We start from the raw sequence: 13638 nt of genomic DNA, 5'->3' as shown, positions 1-13638 counted from the left end.
GGCCATTTGGCCCTTAATCTGGGAATTCTCCAACCTCAGCTTCAAAAGTAGTGAAATTGAAGCTAGGTAATAAGATAGGATTGCATCCAACACTGATCAAGAAATTTGCAATGAAAGCTCTTAAGAAAGGAAACGAGATAGCAGGAGCATTCACAACAGGGAAGCGAGATTTCTTAAAATCTTCGTCAATCACAGTATCTGTGCAAAAAACACTATGAAATTCAACTCGTAAAGCCTTATCTGTTTCGGTGATGTAGTAAAAATCAAACATCACAGTAAACTCTTTGCCTTCTTCATTGAAGAGTGGTTTAAAACGTAGAGCGAACCCTGAATCGATGGTTCGCCCCTCAGCATCAACAAGAAGCAATCTATTAACAAAGCTTTCTTTAAGTAAGAGTTTCATCTTAAGCCGCTTGATCCAATTGTGAACTGTCTGCCCAAAAATCCAGATCTGAACCAAACGTTTTAACATAACGCTGTGCCAAATTTCTCGGTTCAAGGGCCACAGCTTTGACTTCACTCTTTAACTCGTATCCTACTACTGTCGGACCTACTGCTTCATAGGAAGCCAATTTTTCGTAAAGCGATTCAGCTGTATGCTTACTTAACGCTTTGTCTAACAGAGCCATTCTTTTTTCAAAGGAAAGCATTTTTCCTCCTTAACCTTGTCTTTGTGCAAATTCGTCAGGGGCGACAAAACTCTTAAATGTTATCTTGTCCCGGGCATTTTCGAATACGCACATCTGTTGTCTGGTCAAAGCAACCAACCTTTCACGCCTTGTTCTAACAAAGCGTACAACCACTTCACCTGACGAAGTATTGGATTTATCCTGAGCCTTTACAGCATGATATGGAAAAATCCCCGCATACTCAGCATCATTCTCCAACTCTCGGAAATATGAGATAACTTGGTTAACAGTTATCTTGGTTGCATCTCCACCATGCAGGACCTTGATGGCACGGTCAACCATTTCTTCAAACTCAAAAATGTCTCGCGCGTTACCAACTAAATCTAAGAGTTCATCTCTTGATTCAAAGGTCACTTCGAACTCACTAACTACGACGTTCCTACCGCCATTCCATGACATCGCATAGTGTGGAGAATCAGTCCATAGATAAAAGCCTTGAGTCAGCCACTGATTTTCATCTGGTCCACTCAGGAAAGGCACTCCTTGGCGAATATCCTCATAACTACCACGGTTGCGACAATTATGATAACCAATGTGTACAACTTGCCCCATTTTTCTCTCTTCTCACGCAGATCGCTTGCTGAAGAATGCGATTAATGATGCTCTAAAAAAATCATAGTCGCAGATTGTAAATTAAACAGAATGTTTGCTCCACGTATTTTTCAACAGCATGTTCACATACTAGCGCGCGCTCGTATCCCCGCCACGCCTGCCCGCTTTATGTAGTGATTTTCATGCACCTGCATGACATAAACGAAAGCCCGCCATTCCTGGCGGGCCTCAGCTAAAACGATCCTCAAACGATCATGCAAATTCATGCGGCATAGACATGCATAGTTGCTTTATCGATCTTTTCTTACTTCAAGTGAGTCCTTATAGCCTCCTGTACACCTTGCGCTGTACGTTACCCCTGCCTCCCTTTGTCATAACTTAGATTCAAGCCTCATAAACCAAGAAGTACTACACAAAGTACTAACTCACAAAAATCACACAAACAGCCAATAATGCGCAAAATACTCACTTGACTACTCCATGAAGAAATACGTAAACTACATTCATCAATAGTATTTCTCTAAAAAAGACGGAGTCACAATTCAATGGCTACTACCAACTGTATTACTGTACTTACTGCTCGTGGCATAACAGAGATTTTGAACACGGGGGGAAGCCAAGCATGGAGACTTGACGCCAGCCATGCAGCTAAGCACGAATATTTAGTTTGTGTGCAAAATTCGAGAAAGGACTGGGGATCACAAGAAGCAAAACATCATCATGCTTTTATGATCGGTCGAATCTCGGGAGTAAGCAGGGCTCCAGAAAACCCTAAACGCTGGATCATAAACATCAATTCTTATGCTGAAATTGACATTCCAGGACAATGGGATGGCAATCGAAATCCCGTTTCTTATCGCAACCTCAAAGACATTGGCATTGAGGCTGACAAGTTGGAATTTAAAGCTCTTCCAAAATTAACCCCGACTAATTTGATTGTCGAGCAAGCTGGTGATGAGTACGAAGAAGAAGAAGAAAATGTAGTTAAGCCGTTAACACTTCAGGAGGCAAAAGCAGGGCTAGCCCTATACTTTGGTGTTAATGAAGAAAATATTCAAATAACTATACAAGGTTAAGGCTGTTAAACCGGCATAAGTGGCCATTACTTTTCGTTCGAAGTGGCGCTTCCAGTCTAACAAGCATCTAATAGGATTTTCGTATCTATCACAAATCCCAAAAGGTAATTTGCAGCCCATCATACGTAGCAAAACTAACGTTCGGTTAAATCGGAGCGGAAGTGAAAATAATGGTTACTGTATTTTACCCCATGACTAACGCCCCACTAAACTAGTTGTTCAACCTTGCTGGCGTCAGAATCAAGTCCTAACGCCAGCAACGTTCCTATGCCTAACTGGGGAGATCCATTGAACGGCTGTACTCATGAGTACGGATTTTCGCCATCAACTCGTCGGTCAGCTCCGAAACCCATTGGATAGCAAGCCGCTTCTCTTCATCATCGCACTCACTAGCCGCTACAAGCTTCACAAAAAAATCAATGCGCTGGAGCTTCAACGACTCCAAAAAATAGTCCTGCATTTTCCCCTCCAATCAAAACAACTGTATATAAACACAGTATATAATTACCCATCAAATGTAAATTGTTTTTTCTATGTTTCAAACAGATGGCTCAAATGCGATGCTTTACAAGAGACAACGGAATGAGGAATAAATCGATGCGTAAAGCATGTATTGAACTTATGGCAGGAACTAACGCAGCCTGTCTGGTTGCAGGCGAACTAGGCACTGGCCGCTGCCTTTACTTGGTTGTAGTAATGGAAGACATATTTGGTAAGCCCACAACAGAACAATGGCTTAAATCTTTAAGGCTTTGCGAGGCCAAAGCGGTCGAACTTAAGTATGAAGTTGCCCGCATTCGCGGCAAGAGTCTAGCTGGTTTATAACCTTCAATTTGAGGCGGCTTAGTACCACTGCCGCCATTTGTCATCCTCCTGCAGGCGCTGATCCCGGTAGAAAAGGCGTAGCCCGGCTCCGGATGGAATGCTGCCGCCACGCAGAAGCAAATCAATCTCAGATGTACTACCTTCAAACCCTCTGGCAGTCAGTTCTGCCTCAAGCTGCAGGCGCTGCTGCTCCGAAATACTCTGTATGTATGCTGTTTTCCGCTTCGGTTTTACCAGCCTCAACCTGGCTGTCAGCTCCCGCCGTTCCTTCTGGCCCATGTTGTGGAGATATTCCTGCAGCTCCTTCTCATCCATGGTTTTAATATCGGGTAAATCACCCCCTGATTTGTTCAGATTTTCAACAGGGGGACAGTTATTGCCACGAGTCCAAGGGGCGCAAGCGCCCTGGTCGGCTACCGCCTCCTGAACGTCAACGGCCTTACGAACCTTTTTCCACTTCATCGCGTGCGTGCAAATCTTGCCCTCTACAATCGGGGACCAGATGCCATAGATACGGATACCGTGATCGCCGTAGGCGCTCGGTTCGTCGTTAAGCTCATAAGCCGTGCGGACAAGGTGATATTTGCGGGGAACCAGTACACCGCCCTGCTTCATGATGTAGGTGGCAAAGCAACCTGCATCCGCAGCTGCCAGTACCGCATCCAGACGCGGATTATCCAGTACCGGCGCACCCGCTTTGCGTTCGCCCTGCACTCTCGCCGCCTGACCTGCCAGCAAGCGCAGCTCGCGGTATGCCTGACGCCCCGGAATACCAAAGAAACGAAATTGCTGAACACGGTGCAGCGACGCCCAGGCGCTGACATGCTCGGCGCTGTCACGCAGTGATCTGCCGGTTTCTTTGCTGATTTCTTTAGCCAGCCCGCGCCCGTCGATGTTCTTACTGATGTATTTGGCGATGTAGCTTGTCGGCGTGCCCTTGCGCGGGTTGATTGGCTCGGACTTGAAGCGCGGCCCGGTATTGGTGCCCAGCTCCTCGCGGTCTTCACGGATGGCAAACTTACGCAGCAGCGCGGTGATGGAACGACGGTCTTTTTTGCGCATAAAGCACAGAAGATGCCAGTGCACGGTGCCGTCATGGTGCGGCTCTGCAACGCGAACGCCGTACCAGCGCAACCCGGCTTTGTGCATGGCCTTGCGGAAAGCGGCGAACGTATCAACCAGGTAGTCACTGCTCTGCCGGACAGTGGCACTGGTCCACTTCGGATTAGGTCTGCCGTTGTTGAGGGTTGCGTGGAAGCGTGACGGGCAGGTGATGGTATAAAACACCGCGCAGTCTCCGCGCATTTCCGCGATCAGCTCCAGTCCCTTAACACAGGCCATCATTTCATTACGGCGGTGTGCCGGGTTGCTGTTGCTGGCGTTCACCACGTCTTCCATGTCCAGCGTGTCGCCGTCTTCGTTGACCAGCTCATGCGAGCGGAAGAACTCCAGCGATTTGCGGCGCTGCTCGCGTTTATGGATCACCGCTTCATAGCTGACATACGGGGACGCTTTCTTGTTGACCAGGCAGACGGCACGCAGCTGCTCCTCCCGCCACTCGCAGCGCATCTGCCACAATTTGCGATACCACCAGTCCGCACACAGCATGCGCGCCAGCGACGGTGGGATCAATTCATAAGGCACCGGCTTGCGGCGACGCTTTTTGCGGCGCAACTTCTCAAAGGCAGGCGGGATGACCTCAAGGCGCATGGCTTCTGCAGCAACCCTTTCCCATGCCTGGCGGATTTCTTCTGGTTTAACATCGTCACTGACAAACAGATCACCGCAAGCCGCATCAAGACACATGCTCATATGTGCCGCAACCAGCGTGGAAAGGCGCTTGACCTGCTCCTGACTCATTTCAGGCAGTACCAGCAGCCCCTCCAACCCTTCTTGGCTCGCCATGAACCGGAAAGACGCAGACACCTGGCTGTCACGCACGCGCTCCAGCCGCTCAAGACACAGTCTGATTGTTTCGCGCAGATAGCGGGAATAAGCTTTAGCCCTGCCCAGGCTATGGAAGTATTTAATTCGCTCCAGCAGAGGCTTGCTGATATGGGCAGGCATGGCGCTTACATCGGCAATAATCACCAAATCGGGATTAACGCGCTGCTGTTCGCGGGCCATTTTTGCATGGCTAATCAGCCGATCCTGCTCTATTTCACGCTGGACAGGATCACGGGATTCATTGAAGAAATAACGTTCCCAAACCTTATCACTCAGCGCCTCACGCCGCAGATGCTCCTGCTCGTTATCCGCAGCGTACAGAGTGATGAGGTTTGAAAGCGCAGACTCCGGCGCAACTTCCGCCGGTTCCAGATACGGGTTAACCGCTCTTTTTGGGGTATTCCATGGAAAGGCCACGGCGGCCTCATTCGAGCCGCCGGTGGTTTGTGCATGATGTAATGTGAATTTACTCACTGCCACGCCCGCACCTCAGTTTCCACCGAGACATCAGGACCAGAGGCCAAATCAACACCAAACCAACATACTGATTTTGTGGCGATAATTTCTACTGCAGTTTTACCATCACCGGCTGACACGCCCATGCTGCGCTTAGCGGTTATACGATGGTGGGTAAAATCACGATAAAGCGAACGGATCAGAGACGTATCGCTGTTGGACACGATAACCGTATGGCCTTCTGATGACCGGCGTTCAAGAATAGACGCCAGATGGTACTGATCATCCTCTGTAAAACCAGCGGTGTGATATCCGTTAAACGTGCCGTCATATGGCGGATCACAATAAACCACATCACCCGTCTGCAGCAGTGCCAGCGTTTCGTCATAACTGGCGCAGATAAACGTCGCGCGTTTTGCTTTTTCTGCAAATGCACGTATTTCGTTTTCAGGGAAGTACGGTTTTTTATAATTACCGTAAGGAACATTAAAATAACCGTTCAAGTTATAGCGACACAGTCCGCGATAACCATAGCGATTTAAATATAAGAAATACAATGCGCGTTCAATTGCGCCACCATGGCGCAAGTTAAACTCCTGTCTCGTCTTATAATATGCCTCTGAATCATTACGGGCTTCAAAAAGGTATCGGCCCTCTTTGATGAAGTATTCAACATCATTCTTAATCACCTGATAAAGATTAATCAGGTCTGGATTAATATCCGCGACAAGATAATGAGGATAGTCTGTCGCCATCATCACAGCACAGGAACCCGCGAAAGGTTCAACCAGTCGCGGGCCCGCAGGAAGGTGTTTAATCAATTCCGGCATGATAGCGGTTTTATTTCCCGCCCATTTCAGGATAGTGGTCATATAGCTCCCCCTGAAATGACATAGGAGAGAGCCTCAAGCGGCGTTAATGAGCGAATAGAAAGAATTACCCATTGCCCTTCCACTGCTACAACTTCATTAATCGGCAAAGTGTGGGTAATAACAGCGGCCCATTCCCGACCAGTATATGAACCGTGCTTCCATTCGCAGAGAGAAAGGACATCACCAACTTTGTAGCCGCGATCATCTTTACGAAGCTCTGCCTTTTTGCTGCCAGCGACTACGGCATTAAAATACTTAGGTGCAATTTTTATCTGATGGATGCGCATAGTCATACTGCACCTCCGTTATAGTGTTTGCCTTTCAGCTCTGCGATTTCCTGACAAGTGACACAGCACTGCACGCCCGGAATGGCGCGGCGGCGTGCTGGCGGGATCGGTGCATCGCAATCAACGCAGAGAACACGAGAAACACCCGGCGTTCTGTTCCGGGCGGTGTGGATGTGGCGCTGACGCTCTTCTTCAACGCGTTGCTGTACAAGGTCCATTGAATCAGCCATCAGTGGATCTCCTGCGCTTCGTTCTGAATGTTTTCAGCCGCAATACGCAGCAGCTCCGCCGCTTCAACGTGGTTAAGCTGACGTGACGTGATATGGCAAGCCAGGCTATCAAGACGGGCTGCCATTGCCGCGGCACGTGCACGGCGTTCTTCCATGCGTGCATCAGTCAGCATCTGGTTAATGCCAGCATCATCTGGTCCTGTTTTGGTGATTAGGGTTTCAATATTTCGCATTGTTGTTTCTCCTGAATTTGGGCAATAAGATGCCCGGCGGGTTTACGCCTTTAATTTCGGTTGTGGATTAATTCGGCATGGCTAGCCGATTTGGAAATAAACTCACCACTGTACGGAAATGGTTCATTGCTTTAATCAGCTCCCGCTTTTCGTCAGTCGTCAGCTCACTAACATTGACGCTATGACGTTCCGCCGGAATCTTTGCCATAAAGAATATTGCGGCTAGTGCGCGTTTATTCTGCTCATGGTTAATATCCCGTTGGTCACGCATATCGCTAATAAAGCGCTCCAGTTCTGAATCAATATTTAAGCCAAACACTTTCGCCCTTAATTCCGCGATGTGGTTTAACCCATTAAGACGGAGGCCAGCGCTTAGAGGAACAGTCGCAGCATCGCCTTCAATAGCCATGGTTTCCCCTGCTTTTTAGTGGACAGCTCAGCCAGCAACGCATCCTGAGAGCGGCACGGATGCCAGCGCTTGCCATCCTTCCCCATAATCCAGCCATGACCGCAGTGCATTGCAGGACTTTGCTTAACGAGCAGTGATGCAAAAGATGGTTCTTTAGTCAGCATAACCACCTCAGATCAGACCGAACGAAGCGCCGAGGCCCGTCACGGTATCTACCGCGCTTGCCATCGCCGGGTTAGCCTGCAAACGCGCCTGCAATGAAACAGCGGTGAGTGCCATCAAACGAGTGACAGAGTTGATGCTGTCGATAACCTGGCGCCGGCTGGCGGTGGTTTGTAGCTCACCAGAAACTGCGCTGGCAGCAACCCGGCCAATCTCTGCTGTTGCATTCAGCACGTAATGCGGCATTTTCTCGCTTGCCACTTCATTTATTGGGACACAAGACAGGCAATGAATCTGCGCCAGAAAACCGTCAACCAGAGTTGAGTCCTCAGTAAGATCGGTAAGTATCCAGATTTCCGGCGCGGTAAGCTGGTGAGGTTGCTCCGGGTTTAGCTTGTTGCGCAGGGTTTGGACATTCATGCCAGCGCGTTCTGCCAACTTCGCCATGTTATGACGTAAGGCAAAGGCACGGCAGGCATCATCGAAATGCGGGTGTTTGGAAACTCGATAGTCAAACATAGCAAGAGACTCCGATGTATCTCAAAATGGAACTAACTAATAGCGACATTGCAATCAGAAAGCGCATCAACAGTGAGCGCGACGATGTTAATCATCACTTTCTCGCGCTTCTTGTCCTTACGCAGACGGTGGCGAGGCAAACGACCATCAGCGAGCATGTCGTTAATGGTGTCTACAGGCAGTCCTGTTAGCTCGCTGTAGCGTTCAATTGTGACGTGCGGTGTATTCAGAGTGATTGAAATGTTAGGGGTCATGATGCAACATCTCCTATTGGCTTGTGGTGAGCCGGTAGTAATCGTGACAAGTCCCCAAATGGGAACGAAATTGATACTAGGATCGCATAAGAGATATGTCAACATCAAAGTACCCAAATGAGATCAAAATAAATCCCAATCAGGGTGGCAAGGCTGCGATTGAGCGACTGGTCGAGGCATATGGATTTACAACTCGGCAGGCCCTTGCTGACCACTTAGGAGTGTCAAAAAGCACATTGGCTAATAGATACCTGCGAGATACCTTCCCCGCAGATTGGATAATTCAATGTGCCCTGGAAACAGGTACTTCGCTCAATTGGTTGACCACCGGGCAAGGTCTTAAGCTAAGTTCTCAAACAGCAACCACTGAAGAGCTCGTGAAGTTTCGTCTGGTTGCGGGAAAAATGGTTGAAGATGGCTCATGTGTATTTGACGCGTCATTTCTTCCCGCGAAGCTTTCTGCACCGATTGTTGTTCTGGACGGACCTACTACATACATCTGTGAGCAAAAATTTGCAGAAGTGCTTGATGGGTACTGGTTGATCAACATTGATGGAACTTATTCCATTAGGCTTATCACCAGGCTGCCTAAGGGCATGATTAAAATTTCTACTGTAGATAATAGTTTTGAATGTGCTTTTTCAGATATAGAAGTTATCGCATATGTGAGAAGCACAACTGTTTCAAATTGATAGAATAAAAGGACTTAGAAATGGATTTATTTCTTATAATAGTATTATTTTTAGCATTATCCTCGCCCGTCTTGGCTATTATCTTGTACAAAATAGCCAAGAAAAATAAGTTAACAGTCACAAACTTATCATTAGAGAATGATAACTTAAAAAAAGAAAGAGACTCTCTAACAAATCAATTGATCGAGTCCGATAAAAAAATAGCTCAAGCTATACGTGAGCACTCTGAGTTAGAAGGAAGAGCTGCCCCCCTATGGCAATATGCAGAATTACACAGCGCGGTACTGGATGCAGAGAAAAAGATTAAGACAGCCGACTCTATAGCTAAACAGAAAATAGAAGCAGCTCAAATAATGGCAGCTAAAACAGTAAACGAAGCACATAATCAAGCTCAGCTCACAATAAGCAATGCAAATAGCGAAGCAATAGCTATCACCAAAGACGCTCGCGATGCACGCTTGAAAGCCAAAGAACGCCTTGATAATGCAAACAGTAAAGCGAATGAACTGATCTCAAATGCTAATGATAATGCAGTAAAAATAATTTCAAATGCTGAAGAAAGGGCAAAGGAGATTGCTGGGTCAGCTTATGAAGCGAAAGAATTTGCAGAAAGATATGAATCCGTTGCCAAATCAATGAAGAATAAAATTGATGGCTATGGGGATGAATGGATAATTCCTAATCGCAGTGTACTTGATGAGTTGGCGGAAAATTATGAGTTTACAGATGCAGGTAAGGAGTTGAAAAAAGCTAGAGAATTAACAGATTCATTAATAAGAACTAATAAAGCAGCCTCGTGTGATTATGTTGAACAGAATAGACGCACTACTGCAATCAACTTTGTTTTGGATGCTTTCAATGGAAAAGTAGACACTATTCTATCAAAAATAAAACATAACAACTTCGGTAAACTATCCCAAGAAATAAAAGATGCCTTTCAGCTAGTTAATTATAACGGTTCTGCATTTAGGTCAGCTAAAATAAGTGACATATATCTTCAAGCACGACTTAATGAACTAAAATGGGGTGTTGCAGTTAATGAAATTATGCTTGAAGAGAAAGAAGAACAAAGAAGAATTAAAGAACAACTTCGCGAAGAGGAAAGAGCTCGCAGAGAGTATGAAAAAGCAATAAAAGAAGCTGAAAAAGAAGAAAAAGCCATTCAGCAGGCCATTGATAAGGCGACCAAAGAATTAATGCTCGCTGGAGAAGAGCAACGCTTAGTTCTTGAACAGAAATTGGCTGAATTACAAGCTAAATATGAAGAGGCTGAAGCCAAAAACCAGCGAGCTATTTCAATGGCACAGCAAACACGCTCAGGCCATGTTTATGTTATTAGTAACATCGGTTCCTTCGGCGAAAATGTATATAAAATTGGGATGACACGCCGCCTTGAGCCATTGGATCGCATTCGTGAACTTGGCGATGCCAGTGTGCCATTCTCATTTGATGTACATGCAATGATCTACAGTGATGATGCTCCATCATTAGAAAACCACTTGCATAAAGTATTTAACGACAAGCAATTGAACAAGGTTAACTCACGCAAAGAGTTCTTCAATGTTGGCATAAAGGATATTAAGTCTACTATTGAAAACATGAACATTAATGCACATTGGACAATGTTTGCAGAAGCTAAAGAGTATAGAGAGTCTTTAGCCATTGAGAATGCGCGCAACGCAGTAACAGAAGAAAACGAAGAACTAATCGTTGCATAGCATGTATGATTTACGTTAATCATACATTGACCACTGGTTGAATATACAGTTAAATTTAGCCCTCAGACATGAGGGCTTTTTTATGGCAGTACGTAAACTCGACACCGGAAAATGGATTTGTGAATGCTACCCTGCCGGACGCAGCGGGCGTCGTGTGCGTAAGCAGTTCGCCACCAAAGGTGAAGCATTAGCTTTTGAACGTCACACTATGGATGAGACGGAGGCGAAACCCTGGCTGGGTGAATCGGTAGACCGTCGGACGTTGAAAGATATCGTTGAACTCTGGTTCAAACTGCACGGCAAATCCCTTACCGCTGGCGAGCATGTTTACGACAAGCTACTCTTGATGGTCGATGCCCTCGGGAATCCTCTCGCTACAGATCTCAGTTCCAAATTGTTCGCGCACTACCGTGATAAACGCCTAACGGGTGAAATTTACTTTAGCGACAAGTGGAAGAAAGGTGCCAGCCCGGTAACTATCAACCTCGAGCAAAGCTACCTTAGCGGCGTTTTTAGCGAGCTGACCCGACTAGGTGAATGGACAGCGCCGAACCCGTTGGAGAACATGCGCAAATTTACCATCGCAGAAAAGGAGATGGCCTGGCTGACGCATGAACAAATTACTGAGCTTTTGTACGACTGCAACTGCCAAAGCCCCCTGCTCGCCCTAGTCGTTAAGATATGCCTGAGTACCGGAGCACGCTGGCGCGAAGCGGTAAATCTTACACGCTCCCAAGTCACTAAATACCGAATCACATTTGTCAGGACCAAAGGTAAAAAGAACCGCAGCATTCCGATCAGCAAAGAGCTGTATGAGGAAATCATTGCTTTGGATGGCTTCAAGTTCTTTACCGACTGCTATTTCCAATTTTTATCTGTGATGGATAAGACCTCTATCGTGCTGCCGCGCGGGCAGCTTACCCACGTCCTGCGCCACACGTTCGCAGCTCACTTTATGATGTCAGGTGGAAACATCCTTGCCTTGCAGAAAATCCTGGGTCACCACGACATTAAAATGACCATGCGCTATGCTCATCTGGCACCAGACCATCTTGAAACAGCCCTGCGCTTCAACCCGTTGGCTACCCTACCAAGTGGCGACAAAGTGGCGACAGCGGTTGGCAATACCCCGTAATCGTCACCTCTCACCACCAAACTAACTTATTGATTATCCTGCAAGTCATTGTTTTCACTAACCCGTTTACATAAATGGGTTTTTTGTTGCCTGAAATTCGCGCTCATCGCCTTCCACCTCTGAAACGCCCCTCTAATTTGCAGCATGCCGGTTATGGCACATACTTTAAAACGGTGCTTTATCGGGGATGGGGGTTAGTCATGTTGCTTACTGGCAAAGTCGCAGTAATTTTTGGTGGCAGCGGGGCTATTGGTAGTGCGGTTGCGCAGGCCATGGCACGCGAAGGAGCCCATGTGTGTCTGGGTGCTCGCAGCCAGGAAAAACTTGATCGGACGGCCAGTATTATCCGAACGGCAGGTGGTACAGTCGAAACCTTTATCACCGATGTACTCGACGAGCACAACGCATCGAAGGAAGTTACCCGCCTTGCGCAGCAAACTGGTGGAATAGATGTGGTGGTTAACGCAACGGGATTTATGCACGAACAGGGCAAACGCATTGACGCATTATCCCTCTCTGAGTTTATGAGCGGCATCACCCCTTTCCTCTCGGCGCAGTTCAATATCGCTAAAGCCGTAACGCCGCACATGGGCGGCAATCGTGCGGGCGTCATTCTCAGCGTTGTTGCCCCCGCGGCCCCGATGGCGATGCCTGGTCATCTGGGTCATATTGTTGGTTGTGCAGGAACAGAGGCTTTTATTAAAGCGTTCGCCAGCGAGGTAGGACCGGCAAATATCCGGGTCGTCGGCGTGCGCTCGCATGCGATTGTGGATGCTGTTGCAGCTGGCTCCTATACCGGAGAAATTTTCTCCGCTAAAGCACAGTCAATGGGTTTAACCGTCGATCAATGGTTAGGAGGTGCGGCGCAAAGTACCATGCTCGCGCGCCTGCCTACGCTTGCACAAATCGCTGAGGTCATGACCTTTCTTGCTTCAGACCATGCCAGCGCCATGACCGCGACGGTGGTGAATATTACCGGAGGCGCTACGCACAGCTGACTGTCGCGGGTATCCCTGCAATACGCTCCACCATCAGCAAGATATCTTCTCGCTGCAGCGGTTTTTTGTCCGTGACAAAATGCAGCGTCATTCCTTCAATAAACGCATCCAGCGCCCGCGCCGTAACCGGGTCAAACCACTGCTCCAGCGTTTGTTGGCTGCGTAGCATCCAGTTCTGCATCACCGTTTTCAACGCTGGTTTACGGCTGGCGAAAGCATACAGCTGATACATGAGCTCCATATTATCAGGCGTTGTGACCTGAGAGCCGTAAATCATATCGGTAATGGCATGGCAAGCCTGCGACGCATCCTTAACGTCGGCAAAAAAGTCCTGATACTGCAACAGCATCCTGTCAGTAAAACGGCCAAATGCCTCCATCAAAAGCTCATCAATTCCCGAAAAGTAATAGGTCATAGAACCCAGTGGCACCTCGGCAATCATAGCGATTTTACGATGTGTAACCCCATGAATACCATGGGCTATTACTGCATCCAGAGTCGCCTGAACTATTTTTTCCCGCCGCTGCGGATCGTTTGCACGTCGCACTACATTTCCTCCTCTTGCATTTGTGTACAAATGTACA

At 47.5% G+C, this 13638-nt stretch carries 20 protein-coding genes; 6 read left to right on the top strand and 14 right to left on the bottom strand.

The window, feature by feature from the left end:
* Positions 1–13: 13 nt before the first annotated feature.
* Genes OGX86_RS17815 through OGX86_RS17805 form a run of 3 tightly spaced genes read right to left on the bottom strand, consistent with a single transcriptional unit; the run spans position 14 to position 1241 of the window.
* Positions 14–403: a protein-export chaperone SecB gene (locus OGX86_RS17815; protein WP_191227543.1), complete on the bottom strand. Its 390-nt coding sequence runs from the start codon at positions 401–403 to the stop codon at positions 14–16.
* A 1-nt stretch (position 404) separates the two neighbouring features.
* Complete coding sequence (locus OGX86_RS17810; RefSeq protein ID WP_191227544.1) at positions 405–650, bottom strand: hypothetical protein; 246 nt, start codon at positions 648–650, stop codon at positions 405–407.
* Between the two features lie 9 nt (positions 651–659).
* Positions 660–1241, bottom strand: coding sequence for a hypothetical protein (locus OGX86_RS17805; protein WP_191227545.1), 582 nt, complete (start codon positions 1239–1241; stop codon positions 660–662).
* 545 nt (positions 1242–1786) lie between these two features.
* Between OGX86_RS17805 and OGX86_RS17800 the strand changes: the two genes are divergently transcribed.
* A complete protein-coding gene (locus OGX86_RS17800; protein ID WP_046669926.1) occupies positions 1787–2317 on the top strand; it encodes a hypothetical protein in 531 nt (176 codons plus the stop codon).
* A gap of 271 nt (positions 2318–2588) precedes the next feature.
* Here OGX86_RS17800 and OGX86_RS17795 read toward each other — a convergent pair whose 3' ends face one another.
* Entirely contained in the window at positions 2589–2777 is a 189-nt protein-coding gene (locus OGX86_RS17795; RefSeq protein ID WP_046669925.1) for a hypothetical protein, read from the bottom strand.
* Between the two features lie 137 nt (positions 2778–2914).
* Here OGX86_RS17795 and OGX86_RS17790 point away from each other — a divergent pair, with 137 nt between their 5' ends.
* Entirely contained in the window at positions 2915–3142 is a 228-nt protein-coding gene (locus OGX86_RS17790) for a hypothetical protein (RefSeq protein WP_046669924.1), read from the top strand.
* Between the two features lie 18 nt (positions 3143–3160).
* Here OGX86_RS17790 and OGX86_RS17785 read toward each other — a convergent pair whose 3' ends face one another.
* The 9 genes from OGX86_RS17785 to OGX86_RS17745 form a co-directional block, all read right to left on the bottom strand.
* Positions 3161–5569, bottom strand: a complete 2409-nt coding sequence (locus OGX86_RS17785; RefSeq protein ID WP_286640330.1) for a replication endonuclease — start codon at positions 5567–5569, stop codon at positions 3161–3163.
* A complete protein-coding gene (locus tag OGX86_RS17780) occupies positions 5560–6417 on the bottom strand; it encodes a DNA adenine methylase (protein ID WP_046669922.1) in 858 nt (285 codons plus the stop codon). The genes OGX86_RS17785 and OGX86_RS17780 overlap by 10 nt, the downstream gene beginning before the upstream one ends.
* Positions 6414–6710 (bottom strand): DUF3850 domain-containing protein, encoded by a 297-nt coding sequence (locus OGX86_RS17775; protein ID WP_000178747.1) that lies wholly within the window; start codon positions 6708–6710, stop codon positions 6414–6416. Before OGX86_RS17775 ends, OGX86_RS17780 begins: the two co-directional genes overlap by 4 nt.
* Positions 6707–6934, bottom strand: a complete 228-nt coding sequence (locus OGX86_RS17770) for a TraR/DksA family transcriptional regulator (RefSeq protein ID WP_046669921.1) — start codon at positions 6932–6934, stop codon at positions 6707–6709. The genes OGX86_RS17775 and OGX86_RS17770 overlap by 4 nt, the downstream gene beginning before the upstream one ends.
* Entirely contained in the window at positions 6934–7167 is a 234-nt protein-coding gene (locus tag OGX86_RS17765; RefSeq protein WP_046669920.1) for a DUF2732 family protein, read from the bottom strand. Before OGX86_RS17765 ends, OGX86_RS17770 begins: the two co-directional genes overlap by 1 nt.
* A gap of 67 nt (positions 7168–7234) precedes the next feature.
* Positions 7235–7576: a DUF5347 family protein gene (locus OGX86_RS17760; protein WP_000963480.1), complete on the bottom strand. Its 342-nt coding sequence runs from the start codon at positions 7574–7576 to the stop codon at positions 7235–7237.
* On the bottom strand, positions 7540–7740 hold the full coding sequence (locus OGX86_RS17755; RefSeq protein ID WP_072053663.1) for a phage filamentation protein Fil family protein: 201 nt from the start codon (positions 7738–7740) through the stop codon (positions 7540–7542). Before OGX86_RS17755 ends, OGX86_RS17760 begins: the two co-directional genes overlap by 37 nt.
* 7 nt (positions 7741–7747) lie before the next feature.
* Entirely contained in the window at positions 7748–8257 is a 510-nt protein-coding gene (locus OGX86_RS17750; RefSeq protein ID WP_046669919.1) for a phage regulatory CII family protein, read from the bottom strand.
* A 32-nt stretch (positions 8258–8289) separates the two neighbouring features.
* Positions 8290–8511 (bottom strand): regulator for prophage, encoded by a 222-nt coding sequence (locus OGX86_RS17745; RefSeq protein ID WP_004201303.1) that lies wholly within the window; start codon positions 8509–8511, stop codon positions 8290–8292.
* A 95-nt stretch (positions 8512–8606) separates the two neighbouring features.
* Between OGX86_RS17745 and OGX86_RS17740 the strand changes: the two genes are divergently transcribed.
* The 4 genes from OGX86_RS17740 (at position 8607) to OGX86_RS17725 (ending at position 13054) form a co-directional block, all read left to right on the top strand.
* Complete coding sequence (locus OGX86_RS17740) at positions 8607–9203, top strand: phage repressor protein CI (protein ID WP_046669918.1); 597 nt, start codon at positions 8607–8609, stop codon at positions 9201–9203.
* A 20-nt stretch (positions 9204–9223) separates the two neighbouring features.
* On the top strand, positions 9224–10921 hold the full coding sequence (locus tag OGX86_RS17735) for an SNIPE associated domain-containing protein (protein ID WP_046669917.1): 1698 nt from the start codon (positions 9224–9226) through the stop codon (positions 10919–10921).
* Positions 10922–11003: 82 nt separating this feature from the next.
* Entirely contained in the window at positions 11004–12056 is a 1053-nt protein-coding gene (locus OGX86_RS22755; protein ID WP_046669916.1) for a phage integrase, read from the top strand.
* 200 nt (positions 12057–12256) lie between these two features.
* The gene (locus OGX86_RS17725) at positions 12257–13054 is read left to right on the top strand and encodes an SDR family NAD(P)-dependent oxidoreductase (RefSeq protein ID WP_186413559.1); all 798 of its coding nucleotides are present in this window, start codon (positions 12257–12259) and stop codon (positions 13052–13054) included.
* Here OGX86_RS17725 and OGX86_RS17720 read toward each other — a convergent pair.
* On the bottom strand, positions 13041–13601 hold the full coding sequence (locus OGX86_RS17720) for a TetR/AcrR family transcriptional regulator (protein WP_103015124.1): 561 nt from the start codon (positions 13599–13601) through the stop codon (positions 13041–13043). The genes OGX86_RS17725 and OGX86_RS17720 overlap by 14 nt on opposite strands.
* Between the last annotated feature and the right edge of the window lie 37 nt (positions 13602–13638).

The sequence above is a fragment of the Citrobacter sp. Cpo040 genome, assembly GCF_030332915.1.
GTDB classification, from domain to species: Bacteria; Pseudomonadota; Gammaproteobacteria; order Enterobacterales; family Enterobacteriaceae; genus Citrobacter; species Citrobacter portucalensis.
Note: the sequence above shows the minus strand (reverse complement) of the source record. Positions and strands in the feature narration are given on the sequence as shown.

Excerpts from the sequence above, each read along its gene's own strand:
- OGX86_RS17815 (WP_191227543.1), bottom strand. The coding sequence starts at position 403 with ATGAAACTCTTACTTAAAGAAAGCTTTGTTAATAGATTGCTTCTTGTT.
- OGX86_RS17810 (WP_191227544.1), bottom strand. The coding sequence starts at position 650 with ATGCTTTCCTTTGAAAAAAGAATGGCTCTGTTAGACAAAGCGTTAAGT.
- OGX86_RS17805 (WP_191227545.1), bottom strand. The coding sequence starts at position 1,241 with ATGGGGCAAGTTGTACACATTGGTTATCATAATTGTCGCAACCGTGGT.
- OGX86_RS17800 (WP_046669926.1), top strand. The coding sequence starts at position 1,787 with ATGGCTACTACCAACTGTATTACTGTACTTACTGCTCGTGGCATAACA.
- OGX86_RS17795 (WP_046669925.1), bottom strand. The coding sequence starts at position 2,777 with ATGCAGGACTATTTTTTGGAGTCGTTGAAGCTCCAGCGCATTGATTTT.
- OGX86_RS17790 (WP_046669924.1), top strand. The coding sequence starts at position 2,915 with ATGCGTAAAGCATGTATTGAACTTATGGCAGGAACTAACGCAGCCTGT.
- OGX86_RS17780 (WP_046669922.1), bottom strand. The coding sequence starts at position 6,417 with ATGACCACTATCCTGAAATGGGCGGGAAATAAAACCGCTATCATGCCG.
- OGX86_RS17775 (WP_000178747.1), bottom strand. The coding sequence starts at position 6,710 with ATGACTATGCGCATCCATCAGATAAAAATTGCACCTAAGTATTTTAAT.
- OGX86_RS17770 (WP_046669921.1), bottom strand. The coding sequence starts at position 6,934 with ATGGCTGATTCAATGGACCTTGTACAGCAACGCGTTGAAGAAGAGCGT.
- OGX86_RS17765 (WP_046669920.1), bottom strand. The coding sequence starts at position 7,167 with ATGCGAAATATTGAAACCCTAATCACCAAAACAGGACCAGATGATGCT.
- OGX86_RS17760 (WP_000963480.1), bottom strand. The coding sequence starts at position 7,576 with ATGGCTATTGAAGGCGATGCTGCGACTGTTCCTCTAAGCGCTGGCCTC.
- OGX86_RS17755 (WP_072053663.1), bottom strand. The coding sequence starts at position 7,740 with ATGCTGACTAAAGAACCATCTTTTGCATCACTGCTCGTTAAGCAAAGT.
- OGX86_RS17750 (WP_046669919.1), bottom strand. The coding sequence starts at position 8,257 with ATGTTTGACTATCGAGTTTCCAAACACCCGCATTTCGATGATGCCTGC.
- OGX86_RS17745 (WP_004201303.1), bottom strand. The coding sequence starts at position 8,511 with ATGACCCCTAACATTTCAATCACTCTGAATACACCGCACGTCACAATT.
- OGX86_RS17740 (WP_046669918.1), top strand. The coding sequence starts at position 8,607 with ATGTCAACATCAAAGTACCCAAATGAGATCAAAATAAATCCCAATCAG.
- OGX86_RS17735 (WP_046669917.1), top strand. The coding sequence starts at position 9,224 with ATGGATTTATTTCTTATAATAGTATTATTTTTAGCATTATCCTCGCCC.
- OGX86_RS22755 (WP_046669916.1), top strand. The coding sequence starts at position 11,004 with ATGGCAGTACGTAAACTCGACACCGGAAAATGGATTTGTGAATGCTAC.
- OGX86_RS17725 (WP_186413559.1), top strand. The coding sequence starts at position 12,257 with ATGTTGCTTACTGGCAAAGTCGCAGTAATTTTTGGTGGCAGCGGGGCT.